This window comes from Neobacillus sp. 19 (assembly GCF_049463095.1).
Classification (GTDB): Bacteria; Bacillota; Bacilli; order Bacillales; family Cytobacillaceae; genus Neobacillus.
In genome coordinates this window covers 16,693-33,315 of record NZ_JBMPZU010000050.1, presented here as the reverse complement: position 1 = coordinate 33,315, position 16,623 = coordinate 16,693, and the positions used below count along the sequence as shown (strand labels likewise).

Genomic DNA, 16,623 nt, shown 5'->3' with positions numbered 1-16,623 from the left:
AATAGTTTTTATAAGAGAACAATGGTATAATAATTAAATGATTTTCATTAATGATAAATAAATCTTAAACGTTTTTGAGATTCTCAAGACAATTAGCAAATACAGACAGATGTCATATACTGTTTTACAGTATTACGTTTGGTTGGAGGTTCTTCTATGACTATTTACCATTTTGTAGGTATTAAGGGGTCTGGAATGAGTGCTCTCGCACAAGTTCTACATGATATGAAATTTCAAGTGCAAGGCTCCGATGTCGAAAAGCACTTTTTTACCCAGGATGCCCTAGAAAAATCGGGGATTACGATTCTTCCCTTTCAAAAGGAAAACATCAAGCCGGGATTAACCATTATTGCAGGAAATGCATTTCCTGATACGCATGAAGAAATTCAGGAAGCTATGAAGCTGGGACTTCCGATCGTACGGTACCATCGCTTTTTAGGCGATTTTATGCAAAACTTTATAAGCATTGCTATTACTGGTGCACACGGGAAAACGTCCACAACAGGACTGCTTGCACATACAATTGCAGGTGCAAAGCCCACATCCTTTTTAATCGGTGACGGAACTGGTAAAGGTGAAGAAGGTGCGGAGTATTTTGTATTTGAAGCATGTGAATATAGGAGACACTTTTTATCGTACTTTCCGGATTATGCAATCATGACAAATATTGATTTTGATCACCCCGACTATTTTGCCAATATTGATGATGTTTTTTCCGCATTCCAGGAAATGGCGGTCCAAGTAAAAAAAGGGATTTTTGCTTATGGTGATGATGAACATCTGCAAAAAATTCAAGCGAAGGTTCCCGTTCTTTTCTATGGATTTGGCGAAGAAAATGACTATCAGGCAAAAAATCTTGTCAAAACAACTAATGGAACGACCTTTGATGTTTTTATTCGCAATACTTTCTATGATACATTTTCGATTCCAACTTTTGGCGACCATAGTGTATTAAATGCATTAGCTGTCATTGGTTTATGTCATTACGAAGAAATTGATGTAGAAATAGTGAAGGAACATTTATTAACGTTCCAAGGTGTAAAAAGAAGATTCTCTGAAAAAAGTGTTGGTTCACAAATATTAATCGATGATTATGCCCATCATCCAACTGAAATTAAGGCAACAATTGAGGCAGCCCGGCAGAAATATCCAGACCGAAAAATTATTGCTGTCTTTCAGCCTCATACTTTTACACGGACACAGGCATTTTTAGAGGATTTTGCCGAAAGCTTGCGCCAGGCAGATCAAACCTATTTATGTGAGATTTTTGGCTCCGCGAGGGAAAATCATGGAAAGCTGACAATCCAAGATTTGCAGGAAAAAATTACCGGCGCTGAAATCATTTCTGAAGAAAATACTGCTGTATTAAACGAACATGACCGCAGTGTGATTATTTTTATGGGAGCAGGAGACATCCAAAAATTTCAGGAATCGTATGAAAAGCAACTTTCATAATTTATAAAAAGGATGCCGGCATTGCGCTGGCATCCTTTTCAATTATTTAAGATTTTCTGGATTCAATACTACTAATTCCGGCAATACAAATAAGCCATCTTTTCGAATTAATACATCATCAAAATAGATTTCTCCGCCGCCGTATTCCGGGCGCTGGATATTGACCATATCCCAATGGATATTCGAATGATTTCCATTAAAAGCATCATCATAGCATTGGCCAGGGGTAAAGTGGAAACTGCCGCAAATCTTTTCATCGAAAAGAATGTCTTGCATTGGAGTCAGGATAAATGGATTTACGCCAATCGCAAATTCCCCAACATAACGTGCCCCTTCATCCGTATCAAAGATTTTATTAATTCGGCTGGTATCATTGGATTCTGCTTCGACAATTTTGCCATCCTTAAATGTAAGCTTCACATTTTCAAACGTGAATCCTTGGTAGGGGGAAGGGGTGTTATAAGTGATCACGCCATTAACCGATTCACGAACAGGTGCAGTATAAACCTCGCCGTCTGGTATATTTAATCTGCCGGCACACTTAATCGCAGGAATATCCTTAATCGAGAAGTTGAGGTCTGTACCGGGTCCTGTGAGGCGAACCTTGTCCGTTCGGTTCATCAATTCTACAAGGCTGTCCATTGCTTGGTCCATTTGACTGTAATCCAGGTTACAAACATCAAAGTAAAAGTTTTCAAATGCCTCTGTACTCATTTTTGCTAATTGAGCCATGTTAGAGGTTGGGTATCTGAGAACAACCCATTTAGTTTTTGGAACACGAATATCACGGTGCACCTTTTTGCCAATCGTATTGCCGTGAATCTTCATTTTCTCATCCGGGACATCTGCATGCTCATTGATGTTATCGCCAGAGCGCAGGCCTATGTATGCATCCATTTTACTCATTACATTTGCTTCAAAATCGGCTATCAGGCTAAATTGTTCTTCTTGTGCACCTAATAGCAATGAACGGTCAACCTGATGGTCTTTTAAAAGTACAAAAGGGTAACCTCCTGCGGCATAGGCCTCATTGACAAGGGCAGTAACAAGTTCACGCTGCAGACCGAAGTTTTCAATTAGTACCTTTTCACCTTTTTGTAGCTGAACAGAATAATTAATTAAATTTTTTGCTAGTTTCTCGATACGAGGATCCTTCACACTAACGCCTCCAACAACAAAAATAACTTCCATTTCTATTGTACCCGAATCCAGCGGAAAAGTTGAAATGACAATAAACAGTTAGGACAAAATTTTAAATTTATAGCAGGAAAACAAGACAGAAATAGGGAAGTAGTATAAGATATTGAGCGAGGTTTATAACCTTATTGGATGGGTAATACATAATGATAGAATTAAGGCGGAGGTGCACGATGCAAATTATTTTATATTTAAGCGTAGCATTGATAGCAATTGCGTTTTTTGTGCTTGTCATCTACTTATCGACAACACTCAAATCACTTCAAGTTACACTGACTAGTGTTTCGAACACATTGACGGGCTTAGAAAAACAATTGGATGGCGTAACAACTGAAACCACGTTACTTTTACAAAAGACAAATGCCCTTGCTGAAGATATTCAGCAGAAATCTGAAAGTTTAAATAGTGTGGTGGAAGCCGTGAAGGATGTAGGCACTACTGTTTCACAATTTAATGGAACTCTTAAAAACATTACCAATTCTGTTGATCAACAGGTAGAAGAGAGTAAAGAGAAAATCTCACAAATTGTGCAATGGGGTAATATTCTTCTTGAATTAAAGGATAAGTGGCAGGCTAGAAAGCAATTAAAAGGGGAAGTAAGTTCACAAGAAAAACAAAGGGTAAGGGCTCACTAATAAAAAGGAGGTTAATAAAATGTCCAGTAGAGAATATGAATCAAGAGATACGAATCAAAGCCGCAATGAGGAGTCTTCTAATAGCTTTTTACTTGGTGCGTTAATCGGCGGTGTGGTCGGAGCCGCTGCGGCACTTTTCTTGGCTCCCAAGACCGGCAAGGAACTGCGGGTTACATTGAGTAATCAAGCAGGTTCAATTATGGACAAGTCTGGTCAATTGCGGGAAAATGTGATGAGTAAGGGTAATGAATTCATGTCTAAAACATCCTCGCTTTCGCAAGGAATCGTACAGCAATCTTCAGGCTTATTAAATAAGGTAAAGGGGAAATCCGCGAATTCAGAGGAAACAGTGGAAGAATCGGAATTAATCTACATTCCTATTCATAACTCAAAAGAAGCTTCAGAAGCCAAGAAGAAATTGATTAAACTCAAACCCCTTGACAGCAGCGAAATAAGAAGAAAATTAGAAGAGGCGCAAAAGGCTTTTGATGAAGAAGAGAGCAAGGTAAAAATTTAATTATTTGTGATAAAAACGGTGAAGTGATAAAATTACTTCACCGTTTATCTATTAATTGGAGGTTTTTACATGCTTGAAAAAATTGAGTCCGTTGAACAATTTGATCAATTAATTGCAAATGAAAGCAAATTTTACCTTTTGAAGCACAGTTTAACATGTCCAATTAGCCATGCAGCATATCAGGAGTATGAAAAATTCTCCAATGAAAATCATGGGGTTCCAACGTTTTATATAGCTGTTCAAGATTCACGACCGTTATCGAACGAGATCGCGGAAAGATTTCAGATTAAGCACGAGTCCCCACAAGCGATTCTCTTTGCAAACGGAGAACCATTATGGAATGCCTCACACTGGAAAATAACCAATCGTTCGTTAGCAAGTGCCAGCGGTGGAACTCAATAAAAACAATTAAAAAAATGAGGGTGAATAGTTCATCCTCATTTAATTATAAATTTAAGTGTGTGTTGATGAACAGATCGAGAAAATTAGCATATAATACTCTATTATAGATTGGTCGCTTTAGCACTTAAAAGCGTTTAATTGATAAAGAAAAAATTAGTGACAAGAGAATACATTTCAGCTATAATAAACCCTAATTATTAAAAAATTGAAAACTTTAAAACTTTATGCTTGTAAATCATCTAGTTATGCCAGAAAATACATCTATGTACTTAGGTGATAAATGATTTGCAAATGAAAGGACGGGGACGAATAATGACCAATAATGAATTGGATCAACTGAGGACACGGGTAGATGAACTTAACTTAGAATTGTTGAGGGTTATTAATGAAAGAGCTCAGCTTGTTCAAGAGATTGGACGAGTTAAAGGAAATCAAGGAGTGTATCGTTACGACCCAGTCCGTGAAAGAAAAATGCTTGAAGTGATTAAAGAACATAACGATGGACCGTTTGAAAATTCTACCATCGATCATCTTTTCAAAGAAATTTTTAAAGCAGGATTAGATTTGCAAAAAGATGATCATGAAAAAGCACTGCTTGTCTCAAGAAAGAAGAAGCCAGAAAATACGCTTGTTAACTTAAAGGGTGAAAATATTGGAGATGGAAAGCAGCACTTCGTTTTTGGCCCATGTGCTGTAGAATCATATGAGCAGGTAGCAACTGTCGCAAAAGCGATGAAAGAAAAAGGCTTAAAGCTATTACGCGGCGGTGCCTATAAACCAAGAACCTCTCCATACGATTTCCAAGGCTTAGGGGTAGAAGGCCTAAAGATTTTAAAGCGAGTGGCAGATGAATTTGATATGGCAGTTATAAGTGAGATTGTGAATCCAGCTGATATTGAAATGGCTATTGATTATATTGACGTCATTCAAATTGGTGCCCGCAACATGCAGAACTTTGAATTGTTAAAAGCTGCCGGTGCCGTTAAAAAGCCTGTACTGCTTAAAAGAGGGATTTCTGCAACAATCGAGGAATTTATCAATGCTGCGGAATATATTATGGCACAAGGAAATGGACAAATCATTCTTTGTGAGCGTGGAATAAGGACATATGAACGTGCAACAAGAAATACGCTTGATATTTCAGCGGTTCCAATTTTAAAACAAGAAACCCATTTGCCTGTAATGGTCGATGTAACCCACTCAACAGGAAGAAGAGATTTGCTGCTTCCTTGCGCGAAAGCTGCGATTGCTATCGGTGCTGATGGGGTAATGGCCGAAGTTCATCCGGACCCTGCCGTAGCCCTTTCTGATGCACAGCAGCAAATGAATCTTGAACAGTTTGACCATTTTTATAGCGAATTGCTTGCATCCAATTTTGTGAAAATTTAATATGGAATATATACAATTTTACCTTCTGCGGTTCATTGCAGAAGGTATTTTTGATTAATATAAAAGTCTTTAAAAAAATATTGACAAATGCAATTGCGGCTTTACTAATCTTATCGTATCATTAAGTACATATTTAAGATTGTTTATGTCCTCACAAACATTAAACAAAAATGACTAAGTTTACACAAGCTGTTGTAAAATAAAGAAAACAATGTACGTTTTAGGAGAGTGTTATACGTGAATATCACAATTTATGATGTGGCAAGAGAAGCCAATGTATCAATGGCTACAGTTTCCCGTGTAGTCAATGGGAATCCAAATGTTAAACCTGTGACCCGGAAAAAAGTGTTAGAGGTTATTGAAAGATTAGGCTATCGTCCAAATGCCGTGGCAAGAGGACTTGCAAGTAAAAAAACAACAACAGTAGGGGTAATCATTCCGGATATCTCCAATATCTTTTTCGCTGAATTAGCCCGTGGTATTGAAGATATTGCCACAATGTATAAATACAATATCATTTTAAGCAATTCCGACCAAAATAAAGATAAGGAATTACATTTACTTAATACCATGCTTGGGAAACAAGTGGATGGCCTTGTGTTTATGGGAGGAAATATTACCGCTGATCATGTTGAGGAATTTGAAAAATCACCGGTGCCTATTGTACTGGCAGGCTCAATCGAAGAGTCTAATCAAATCCCTTCTGTTAATATTGATTACGAAGCAGCCGTTTATGATTCTATTAAGGGATTTATTGATAAAGGCCATAAGAACATTGCATTTGTTGTCGGCCCGCTTCATGAACCCAAAAATGCGCAGAAAAAACTTAAAGGATACCAAAGAGCGCTGCAAGACGCTGGTTTACCGTATAATGAAGAGCTTGTTGTTGAAGGAGATTATACGTACGACACTGGGATTGAAGCCTTTGACAAATTAATGGAGGCTGCTGAAAGACCAACAGCTATTTTAGTGGGTTCTGATGAAATGGCGCTCGGGGTTGTTCATGGGGCACAGGACAAAGGATTTAGTATTCCTGAAGACTTTGAAATCATTACTTCAGACAATACAAGGCTGTCACTTATGGTACGTCCACAACTTACAACGATTGTTCAGCCATTATATGATATTGGTGCAGTTGCGATGCGGCTCTTAACCAAATTAATGAATAAGGAAAAAACAGAAAATCAAATTGTGGTCCTTCCACATAGAATTGAACATCGTCAATCAACAAAATAATAAGAAAAGCGCAAGCACCCTGTTCAGCGGCGTATGGCCTCCTCGGAAAAGCTAACGCTTTTCCTTCGTGCGATGCCTATGCTGCCGAAGCGTTCCTTGTGGAGCGCTCCAACTGAGATAAAGGAAACACGAAGAGCGTTAGCGATTCGATGTTGACTTATCGTAGGGCGGAGAGCGAAGGACACTAGGCGCTAGGGCGCTGGAGCTGGACATTTCTCAAAGTCGAAATTTATACGTTCTTATCTTTTTAAAAGAGGCTGCCCCATGGCAGCCCTTTTTAAACAGACTCACTCTTTTTAGAATTTTTGATTGGATAAAGGGCTTTTTCAACTGTAAGTAAATTTTTTTCGGTTATCTCGGCTTTTCTTGGGATGGGTGTATATAAATCTTCTGGGTCATCCCATTCTTTTGGTAATGGCACTGGCAACTCTTTCTGCCACTGAATGAGCCACTCTTCCGGTAAACTGCCATAACAATTTGGGTTTTCCGTCATTTCAAGCCATATTAGCGACCATGCTCTTGGAACCACTCTCCAGATATCATAACCACCTCCGCCAACCGCAATCCATTTCCCGTCACAATATTGATGGGCAATTTCATGTGCCAGCTTTGGTATTTCCCGATAAGTCTTCATGGTTGTTGATAAATGGGTTAGGGGATCAAGAAAGTGTGAAATCCGCCCCGTTTTGAGTCAGGAGGACATCCGGTTTAAAAAAGGAAGCCACTTCTTTGATGGATTGTCTGTACGCATCCAGCCAGGATTCATCTTCAGTGAAGGCATCCACAGGGATATTAAAGGAATAACCGTATCCTTTTCCTTGACCTCGTTCATTAATGTTTCCGGTACCAGGGAATAAATATCTCCCTGTCTCATGAATCGATAAGGTGCACACATTAGGGTCATCATAGAAGGACCATTGAACTCCATCGCCATGATGGGCATCGGTATCAACATATAACACGCGTGCATTATATTTTTCCTGCAAATATTTAATCGCTACGGAGCTGTCATTATAGATACAAAATCCAGATGCTTTACCGCGAAAACCATGGTGCAGTCCTCCGCCTAGATGAAGGGCATGGAGGGCCTTCCCTGTCATGACTTGATCAACTGCTGTTAAAGTACCGCCAACCAATAAAGAACTCGCTTCATGCATATTAGGGAAAATAGGTGTATCCTCTGTACCCAAGCCGTAGTTTTCAGCAATTTCATTTGCGAGCTGCCCATGCCCTGCTTTTTTTACTGCTTCTATGTAACTTTTATCATGAATAAGGGCTAATTCTTCTTCAGATGCCATTTTGGGCGGGATTACTTGTCCGGGATTCAGGGCGTTCATTTTATTTAATAGATCTACTGTTAGTTTAAGCCGGAATTGGTTAAAAGGATGATGACTGCTGAATTTATAATTCAGCAGCTCTTCTGAAAAAACAAAGGAGCAGGTATCACTCATAAGGAAATCCCCGGCAGATTTGGCCATAAAACTTGGTGTCCCGCATCTTTAAGATCCTGAATGAGGGCAGTCGGATTCATAGTCTGTACTCTGATGACAAGGATTTTAAAATGATCATCTGTTTTGTCAGGATAAACGAGCACGCTTAGAATATTTGCTTTCCGCTTTTTAATAACAGTAGTAATGTCGCTTAGTTTACCAGTAAGGTTAGGTACCTTTATTTCGATTTGTGAACCTGGCTGATGTGCCCCCGTTAACTCAACAAGTGTTCGAAGCAAATCCGTTTCTGTTACAATTCCCGCCAGTTTCCGATCATTGATGATGGGAATACAGCTTATTTTATGCTCATAGAAAAGTCCTGCAACCTCCTCGACAAAATCAAGCGGATGTCCGGTAATGACATTTCGCTCCATAATCATCTCCAGTGGCTTTTTTAAATCTTCAGGATGTTCATTTGCACGAAAAATAGACGGCGTAGCTTCCCGTATTTTTGCAACCGTAACCAAGCCGACTAATTGTCCTTCGAGATCAATGATGGGGATGTGGCGGATCTTCCGTGCCTCCATTAGGTCAATGGCATCAGCTATTGTATCAGATGGGAAAAGGGTAGCAACGTCTGTTTTCATAATTTCCTCTACTATCATAAAAAAATCACCCCTATCGCAAGCATTATCAGGAAAATATTTAATACATAAACCGGTTCATAAATCGTAAACGGTCAAATTTTTGAATGGATGCCAGATCAACTCGTTTCCCCATCCGGGCCATCAGGCAATTAGCGGGGTGGGAACATATTTCAGGGTCATCTGTGGCATACCACTCAAGGCCGCCGGCATTCATCATCTTTTCCATGACCTTTCTGTAATCCCACACATTTAATTTGGTCCCTTTTAGATCCCAATGCCAATAATATTCGGTCGTAATCGTAATATAATCTTCCATGGCATCATCCATCATCGAGACAATCAAGAGATTTTTACCGACTGAACAGCCCCTAAATTGCGGAATGACTTCGATAGCACCCAATTCGATTAAATTATCCATTTTGCCTTCTGACCAACGTTCTAGCGGATCGGGGTAAAGATAGGTAACATAACCAACAATGGTGTCCCGATGTCTGGCAATAATAATTCTCCCTTCCGGAAGTTCAGCAATGCCAATTAAAGCTTGATGCTGCTGTTCAGGCGGTCGGAATGCAACAAGGTCTTTGTGAAATTCATAGCCCTTAAGTTTATCTGAAGTGATTGGCCCTTCAACAATAAGGGACCCATGCGGAGTTTTTAACTGCTTTGCGTTGTAAATCTTTTTGTGTTCCATACGGTCACCTACCTGAGAGATCGTTAGTGTTCAACTCTATTATACATAAAATCTATTGCGATAAAGCGATTTCACAAAATTTTCTGTTTTATGGTTAAGGAGCGGGCCGCAAATTAATTACTCATGCTGTCATCTGATAATTAAATTTTCCTAAATATATTTTTAAAATTGTGAATAGTCCTTATTTGTACTATAATAATCTCATACTAGCCAAGAGGGGGAGATGGAAATGAAAGTGGAAGCGTTGCCAGTTGTGCTAGGGGAGCATAATCTAAGCAATTATGAAGAAACGTACAGACAGTTTGACTGGAAGGAAACAGAAAAAGAATTCTCTTGGAGTGAAACAGGGCTTGTTAATATGGCTTATGAGGCTATTGACCGACATGCAAAAACCCATCGGAAAAATAAGATTGCCCTATACTACCGTGATGGTTCAAGAAATGAGAAATATACCTTCAAGGAAATGAAGGAACTATCAAATAAGGCTGGAAATGTATTAAAAAGTTATGGCGATGTCGAAAAAGGTGACCGTGTATTTATTTTCATGCCAAGGTCTCCTGAGCTTTATTTTACTGTTCTAGGTGCTATTAAGCTAGGTGCCATCGTCGGCCCGTTATTTGAAGCATTCATGGAGGGAGCTGTAAGAGACCGCCTGCAGGACAGCGGAGCGAAAGTCTTAGTAACAACTCCGGAATTGCTGGGGCGTGTACCTGTTCAAGAGTTACCGGAGTTGAAGCATATTTTTCTAGTTGGAAAAAATGTCGAAGAACAGGGGCAGTATATTGACTTTTTAGAGAAATTCGAATCAGCCAGTAAAGACCTCAAAATTGAATGGGTCGATCGGACGGATGGCCTCATTCTGCATTATACCTCCGGTTCTACCGGAAAACCTAAAGGCGTACTTCATGTACATAATGCAATGTTACAGCATTATCAAACGGCTAAATGGGTGCTGGATTTAAAAGAAGAAGATGTATACTGGTGTACAGCTGACCCAGGATGGGTTACAGGGACATCATACGGGATTTTTGGACCTTGGTTGACAGGAACGTCAAACGTTATTATCGGCGGCCGTTTCAGCCCTGAATCATGGTATCAAATGATAGAAGATTTTGGGGTGACAGTCTGGTACAGCGCTCCAACGGCGTTCCGGATGCTAATGGGTGCAGGCGATGAGCTAGTTAAGAAATTCGACTTAAGCAGCCTTCGCCATGTGTTAAGTGTCGGTGAACCGTTAAATCCTGAAGTAGTAAAATGGGGCGTGAAAGTATTTAATCATCGGATCCATGATAACTGGTGGATGACTGAAACAGGTGCACAGCTGATTAGCAACTACCCTTGTATGGTGATTAAGCCTGGTTCAATGGGTAAACCAATTCCTGGGGTGACCGCGGCGATAGTTGATAATCAAGGGAGTGAGCTGCCGCCATATCGAATGGGGAACCTTGCGATTAAAAAGGGCTGGCCATCGATGATGCATACGATTTGGAATAACCAGGAGAAATACGAGTCCTACTTTATGCCAAATGGATGGTATGTTTCAGGGGACTCCGCGTATATGGATGAGGATGGCTATTTCTGGTTCCAAGGAAGGGTGGACGATGTCATTATGACATCTGGAGAGCGTGTTGGTCCATTCGAAGTAGAAAGTAAGCTTGTTGAGCACCCGGCTGTAGCAGAAGCTGGAGTCATCGGAAAACCTGACCCTGTCCGCGGGGAAATAATTAAGGCCTTTGTCGCACTAAGGGATGGTTATGAAGCGACAGAAGAATTAAAAGAAGAAATCAGGCAGTTTGTGAAAAAAGGGCTTGCCGCCCACGCTGCCCCAAGAGAAATTGATTTCCGCGAAAAACTGCCAAAAACACGAAGCGGTAAAATTATGAGACGTGTATTAAAGGCATGGGAACTTAATTTACCTACAGGTGATCTTTCAACGATGGAAGACTAAAAGTAGGATTAGAAAAACCGCACCAGGTAAATTACCTTGGTGCGGTTTTTGTTATTGAGGAACTGTTTCAGTTGTTGCCCCCACCTCAACAACATTGGAAGGAGCAGATTCTTTTCCTGCGATATCGACTGCCGTTACATAGAAGGCGCCATTGCCTGCATTAAATGCTAAACTAGAGCCGTTTGTTATACTTGCAATTTTTGCTCCGCTTTGATATACACGATATCCGACCACATCATTATCAGGAGAGGATGTCCATGTTAATGTATTACCAGATACAGATAAACTGACACCATCTGGGTTCTTGCCGTTATCCACCATCTTAGCGGTAGGTACGAGTATTTTCCCCCAACGATCTTTCTGTGGAATAAGCTGGCTGTAATTTTTGAAATTATTTCCGACCATCCGAGTGATAAAATCCGGGTTTAATATTAAACCGAATTGGGCAAACTCTTGTGGTGTGGAATTTAAGGCTAAATATTTCTTATCCCCAATGGTGACAAATTTACCTTCTACCAAGCTATCATCTACTTTTGTAGGAACATCATTCACATTGAAGTAATCACTTTCAATTAATCCCGCTTTAGAACAGGCCGAAGATGGAAGCATACCTGATACGGCACAATAAGATCGTTTCACAATTCCATCCGGCATTGGAAAGGATTCTTTAGGAGCCACTAAATCCGGCTTGATGGAATATGCTGAATTGATTAAATCAGTCCAAAGGTTATTGTTCCGTTGGCTATAAGACATCCCTTTAGATTGCAGCGATTTAGGTGTATCATAACCAGTCCAAACACCAAAGGTTACATTAGGATTAGTGGCAACCAGCCAGGCATCAGTATATTCATTCCCTGTACCTGTTTTTCCTGCCCAATCCGCTTTAAACTTTAACTTACCATTAATTCCAGCAGCAGTACCCGATTTAATAACATCCCTCATCATATCAAGCGTTAAATAAGCTGTTTGCGGTTTGAAAACATCTACAGGTTTTACTTCGTGCTGATAGATTATTTTACCGTTTTTATCAACAATTTTTTCAATCATATAAGCATCAATAAATTTACCATTGTTTGCAAAGGTACTAAATGCGTTCGTATTTTCTTCAATTGTGACACCCTTCTCCATTGATCCAATGGCAGTGGAAAGGTTAGTAAAGTCTGGCGGCAATAGTGAAGTAAAACCCATTTTTTCTAAATACTTAGCAGGTTGCTGCTCAACAATATCTTTGTATAATTTTACAGCAGGAACGTTATATGATTTTGCAAGAGCATATCTTGCAGACACTATACCACTGTAGCGATAATCATAGTTTTGCGGCCATGGTTTGCTTCTTCCGGGAATAAAGTTTAAGGCAACGTTTGGCAGCGGCGTGCCTGGTGAAGCTTTACCCAACTCAATTGCCGGGCCATAAACAAGAAGCGGCTTCATGGTGGAAGCGTTGGGCCTGTATGCACTAGTTGCATGGTTAAGTTTTTGTTTATTGTAGTCTCTTCCGGCAACAAAACTGATAATTTTCCCAGTCTTATTTTCAATAAGTTCTGCCCCGACTTCAACAGGTTCCATTACTGTTACCATTTCACCAGTTTCTGGATCCTTCTTTTCCTCAGGCTTATCAGGGCCGTAGTTTTTATAATTATTTTTAACCACTTGCATAGCATCATAAATTTCTTTGTCAATTGTTGAATGAATTTGATATCCGTTCTGATGTAAATCATGATCGGCTAATGTTTTATATTTGTAATAAAGAGTGTCATCATTTTTTAAATCTTTCTCTGTGTACCCGTCTTTTTGAGCTAACTCATTGGTCAATACTTCAATCGCTCTTTTCTCAATTTCAAAAGTAAGCCAAGGATAGTTTTCAAGCGGATTCGCAACAGGTGTGGTAAAATCCTTTGTAATGTCGTAGGCCGAAGCTTCCGCATATTGCTGCTGGTTTATGTATCCGCCATCTAACATCCTTTTTAATACTGTTTTCATTCTTGCGAGACCTGGTTCAAGATTATTCTTCACGGTACCTTCCCTTGTAAAAGGAGTGTAGCCAAATGGACTTTGAGGCAGGCCTGCAATGAAAGCTGCCTGCGGAAGAGACAATTCAGCAGCATTTTTCCCGAAGATTCCTTTTGCAGCTGCTTGAACACCGGCAATGTTCTGTCCGGAAGCATTTCTCCCAAACGTAGAAACATTCAGATATGCTTCAAGTATTTCTTTTTTATCGAAGAATTTCTCTAATCTTAACGCAAGTAATATTTCATTGGCTTTCCGCTGAAATGAAACCTCATTTGTTAAAATTTGATTTTTGATTAGTTGCTGTGTCAATGTACTTCCGCCCGATTGAACAGCGGAGTTTGTGACTTCTTGGAAGAGGGCACGGAAAACAGCCTTTGGCACAACACCTTTATGCTGATAGAAATATTCGTCCTCGGTTGCAATCACAGCATTGGTCAAATCCTTGGATACCTGATCAATCTTGACTTCTTCGCGAACAAGGTCTGATCTAAGTCTGCCTAGATAAACATCATTGGCAAAGTATAAATCTGATGTTTCCGTGTAATTATAAATATCTTTTTTCATACTTTCGTATGAGCGGATGGGTTCATCTTTTACAAGTGAGGCAAAATAACCGGCGCCAACACCTGTTGCAAACGATCCGCCGAGAATGACGACTATGAGCACGAGAAGACATAAATTCCAAACAACTTGATAGGTAATTCGCGCCCTTTTTATCGTCTTTTTATGGGTAAACAAGTTAAGTATGGACTTTGCCTTTTCCATCCACACTTGCATTCTTTCATTCATTCAGAGCATCACCTCATTATAAAATCACATCCATTATAGCATATTGACGAGGCAAAAACTGACAACCTTCTACATTTTCTGAAATTTCCAGTTGATATTTGACAGGTGTATTGAAATATGATAAAAAAATGATAACCAAATAATAATATTAAAGCTGTGATGGGAATCAACTGTAGTTCTTCTATCCCTGTTTGTAGAGAGTCAGCGGTGGTGCGAGCTGATACATATAGAAGAATGAATTACCTCCTTGAGCTTTTTCTGTGAAACCATTTGTAAGTAGCAGAAAACGGCAAAAACCGTTAATTTTTTGAGTTGGAGGAATCTTCCTCAAGCTGGGTGGTACCGCGTAAAAATTACGTCCCTGCATTTTTGCAGGGGCGTTTTTATTTTGTTTATTTGGAGGGAATAGGAATGGATTTATTACAGGATTTAGCACTAAGAGGCATCATTTACCAGCAATCGGATGAAGAAGGATTAAAGGAACTGTTAAGCACGCAGAAAATTTCCCTATACTGTGGAGCTGATCCGACGGCTGATAGTTTGCATATCGGTCACTTAGTTCCGTTTTTAACACTTAGAAGATTTCAGCAGCACGGTCACCGTCCTATCGTATTGGTCGGTGGAGCAACAGGCTTAATCGGTGATCCAAGCGGGAAAAGTGAAGAACGGAATCTGCAAACCCTTGAAGCTGTGCAGAAGAATGTTGAAGGAATCAAACAGCAGCTTGCCGCTATTTTTGATTTTGACGGTGAAAATGGTGCTGTTATGGTGAATAATTATGATTGGGCCGGATCAATGGATATCGTTTCGTTTTTACGTGATATCGGCAAGCATATTGGAGTGAATTATATGCTGGCAAAAGATACGATTGCTTCAAGGCTTGAAACAGGGATTTCCTTTACTGAATTTACCTACACAATTTTACAAGCTATGGATTTCAATCATTTGTATGAACACCATAATTGTAAATTACAAATTGGGGGAAGTGATCAGTGGGGCAATATTGCCTCTGGTCTAGAATTAATCAGGAAAATGCAGCCCGAGGGTGCAAAAGCATTTGGATTAACCATTCCTCTTGTAACGAAAGCAGATGGAACAAAATTCGGAAAGACGGAAGGCGGAGCTGTATGGCTTGATCCAGAAAAGACAACACCTTACGAGTTTTATCAGTTCTGGATTAACACTGCTGATGCCGATGTGGTCAAATACTTGAAGTTTTTCACTTTCTTATCACATGAGGAAATTGAAGGACTAGAAACGGCAGTTATCGAAGAACCTCATTTACGGAAAGCACAAAAGGCGCTAGCAGAAGAGATGACCCGCCTGATTCATGGTGAGGAATCATTGCAGCAAGCCATTAAGATTTCTCAAGCATTATTTAGCGGAGATGTAAAAAGTCTTTCAGCCGCTGAAATTAAACAAGGCTTTAAAGATGTTCCTTCCTTCGATGCTAATGAAACGGAGGGGAATCTAGTTGACCTGCTCGTTGAGGCAAAGATTTCACCTTCTAAACGGCAGGCACGTGAGGATATTACAAATGGAGCCGTAACCGTAAATGGTGAAAAGATAATAGATACAAGTTATACACTTGATGAAAGTGATCGGATTGAAGGGCAATTCACGATTATTAGACGAGGGAAAAAGAAGTACACGTTAATTAAATTCTAAATCATTCTTGGCTTTGGATGCTCCAAAGCCTTTTTCCATAAAACAATACCATATAAAACCTCGTACCAAAATTGGTATGGGGTTTTTTGAAACCTAAAATAGGCGGTTAAATCAGTGACAACAACCTAAAAAAATCATATTTTGTTGAAGAGAGTATTCATTTTTCCACTCTCTTCAGGTGCAGCCTGTTGAATAATATAGAAAGGGGAGGAAAAAATGCATAATTTTCAGAATGGCTTACAATCATTAGGAATGGATCATTACCAAGTTGGTGAATTAGTTCCTATAAATCCTCAGAGTCAAGATATGCGAGTGTTTGGATTTCGTTGCGGGGGCTGCGGATTCCGCTGCGGAGGATGCGGTTTCCGTTGTGGTGGTTGTGGCGGCTGCTTCGGTTTTGGCTGTTTCGGTTTCGGTTTCGGCTGTTTCGGTATCGGTTTTGGTTTTATTTAGTTGTTTTGGAGTCTCAGAAAAAAATAGTTATTTTATGATAAGGAAGTGCCTCCTGCATGGACATGTGCCGCAGGGGCACTTCTATTTTTGTAATAACATAATTAATCATTGGACTGTGAGAAATGTCCAGCTCCTTGCCATACGCCGCTTCCGCTT

13 protein-coding genes, 1 pseudogene and 1 other annotated feature are annotated in these 16,623 nt (G+C 39.8%); of the genes and pseudogenes, 9 read left to right on the top strand and 5 right to left on the bottom strand.

What is annotated here, in order from left to right; genetic code table 11:
- Window positions 1-156: 156 nt before the first annotated feature.
- A complete protein-coding gene (gene murC, locus ACO1D1_RS15235) occupies window positions 157-1,455 on the top strand; it encodes a UDP-N-acetylmuramate--L-alanine ligase (RefSeq protein WP_423336394.1) in 1,299 nt (432 codons plus the stop codon).
- 42 nt (window positions 1,456-1,497) lie between these two features.
- On the opposite strand, the gene ACO1D1_RS15230 is transcribed toward murC, so the two are convergent.
- Window positions 1,498-2,613, bottom strand: coding sequence for an aminopeptidase (locus ACO1D1_RS15230; RefSeq protein ID WP_423336393.1), 1,116 nt, complete (start codon window positions 2,611-2,613; stop codon window positions 1,498-1,500).
- A gap of 212 nt (window positions 2,614-2,825) precedes the next feature.
- Here ACO1D1_RS15230 and ACO1D1_RS15225 point away from each other — a divergent pair, with 212 nt between their 5' ends.
- The 5 genes from ACO1D1_RS15225 to ccpA all read left to right on the top strand — a co-directional run bounded on the left by ACO1D1_RS15225 (window position 2,826) and on the right by ccpA (window position 6,831).
- Window positions 2,826-3,287: a DUF948 domain-containing protein gene (locus ACO1D1_RS15225; protein ID WP_149871276.1), complete on the top strand. Its 462-nt coding sequence runs from the start codon at window positions 2,826-2,828 to the stop codon at window positions 3,285-3,287.
- 19 nt (window positions 3,288-3,306) lie between these two features.
- Window positions 3,307-3,804, top strand: coding sequence for a YtxH domain-containing protein (locus tag ACO1D1_RS15220; protein ID WP_423336392.1), 498 nt, complete (start codon window positions 3,307-3,309; stop codon window positions 3,802-3,804).
- Window positions 3,805-3,873: 69 nt separating this feature from the next.
- Entirely contained in the window at window positions 3,874-4,206 is a 333-nt protein-coding gene (gene ytxJ, locus ACO1D1_RS15215; protein WP_149871274.1) for a bacillithiol system redox-active protein YtxJ, read from the top strand.
- A 312-nt stretch (window positions 4,207-4,518) separates the two neighbouring features.
- Window positions 4,519-5,595, top strand: a complete 1,077-nt coding sequence (locus ACO1D1_RS15210; RefSeq protein ID WP_149871273.1) for a bifunctional 3-deoxy-7-phosphoheptulonate synthase/chorismate mutase — start codon at window positions 4,519-4,521, stop codon at window positions 5,593-5,595.
- Window positions 5,596-5,832: 237 nt separating this feature from the next.
- Window positions 5,833-6,831: a catabolite control protein A gene (gene ccpA, locus ACO1D1_RS15205; RefSeq protein WP_149871272.1), complete on the top strand. Its 999-nt coding sequence runs from the start codon at window positions 5,833-5,835 to the stop codon at window positions 6,829-6,831.
- Between the two features lie 277 nt (window positions 6,832-7,108).
- Here the strand turns inward: ccpA and ACO1D1_RS15200 are convergent.
- The 3 genes and pseudogenes from ACO1D1_RS15200 to ACO1D1_RS15190 form a co-directional block, all read right to left on the bottom strand.
- Window positions 7,109-8,282: pseudogene (locus ACO1D1_RS15200) on the bottom strand (acetoin utilization protein AcuC).
- The gene (locus ACO1D1_RS15195; protein ID WP_149871270.1) at window positions 8,279-8,926 is read right to left on the bottom strand and encodes an acetoin utilization AcuB family protein; all 648 of its coding nucleotides are present in this window, start codon (window positions 8,924-8,926) and stop codon (window positions 8,279-8,281) included. The pseudogene ACO1D1_RS15200 and the gene ACO1D1_RS15195 overlap by 4 nt, the downstream one beginning before the upstream one ends.
- A gap of 40 nt (window positions 8,927-8,966) precedes the next feature.
- Complete coding sequence (locus tag ACO1D1_RS15190) at window positions 8,967-9,599, bottom strand: GNAT family N-acetyltransferase (protein ID WP_149871269.1); 633 nt, start codon at window positions 9,597-9,599, stop codon at window positions 8,967-8,969.
- Window positions 9,600-9,828: 229 nt separating this feature from the next.
- Here ACO1D1_RS15190 and acsA point away from each other — a divergent pair, with 229 nt between their 5' ends.
- Window positions 9,829-11,547, top strand: a complete 1,719-nt coding sequence (gene acsA, locus ACO1D1_RS15185) for an acetate--CoA ligase (RefSeq protein WP_149871268.1) — start codon at window positions 9,829-9,831, stop codon at window positions 11,545-11,547.
- 51 nt (window positions 11,548-11,598) lie between these two features.
- Here the strand turns inward: acsA and ACO1D1_RS15180 are convergent, their stop codons facing one another.
- Window positions 11,599-14,346, bottom strand: coding sequence for a transglycosylase domain-containing protein (locus ACO1D1_RS15180; RefSeq protein WP_149871267.1), 2,748 nt, complete (start codon window positions 14,344-14,346; stop codon window positions 11,599-11,601).
- Between the two features lie 147 nt (window positions 14,347-14,493).
- Window positions 14,494-14,712: a binding site (T-box leader), on the top strand.
- A gap of 45 nt (window positions 14,713-14,757) precedes the next feature.
- On the opposite strand from ACO1D1_RS15180, the gene tyrS reads away from it, so the two are divergent.
- Both tyrS and ACO1D1_RS15170 read left to right on the top strand, forming a co-directional pair.
- Window positions 14,758-16,014 (top strand): tyrosine--tRNA ligase, encoded by a 1,257-nt coding sequence (gene tyrS, locus ACO1D1_RS15175; protein ID WP_423336391.1) that lies wholly within the window; start codon window positions 14,758-14,760, stop codon window positions 16,012-16,014.
- Between the two features lie 216 nt (window positions 16,015-16,230).
- Entirely contained in the window at window positions 16,231-16,467 is a 237-nt protein-coding gene (locus ACO1D1_RS15170) for a heterocycloanthracin/sonorensin family bacteriocin (protein WP_149871265.1), read from the top strand.
- The last annotated feature ends 156 nt before the right edge of the window (window positions 16,468-16,623 follow it).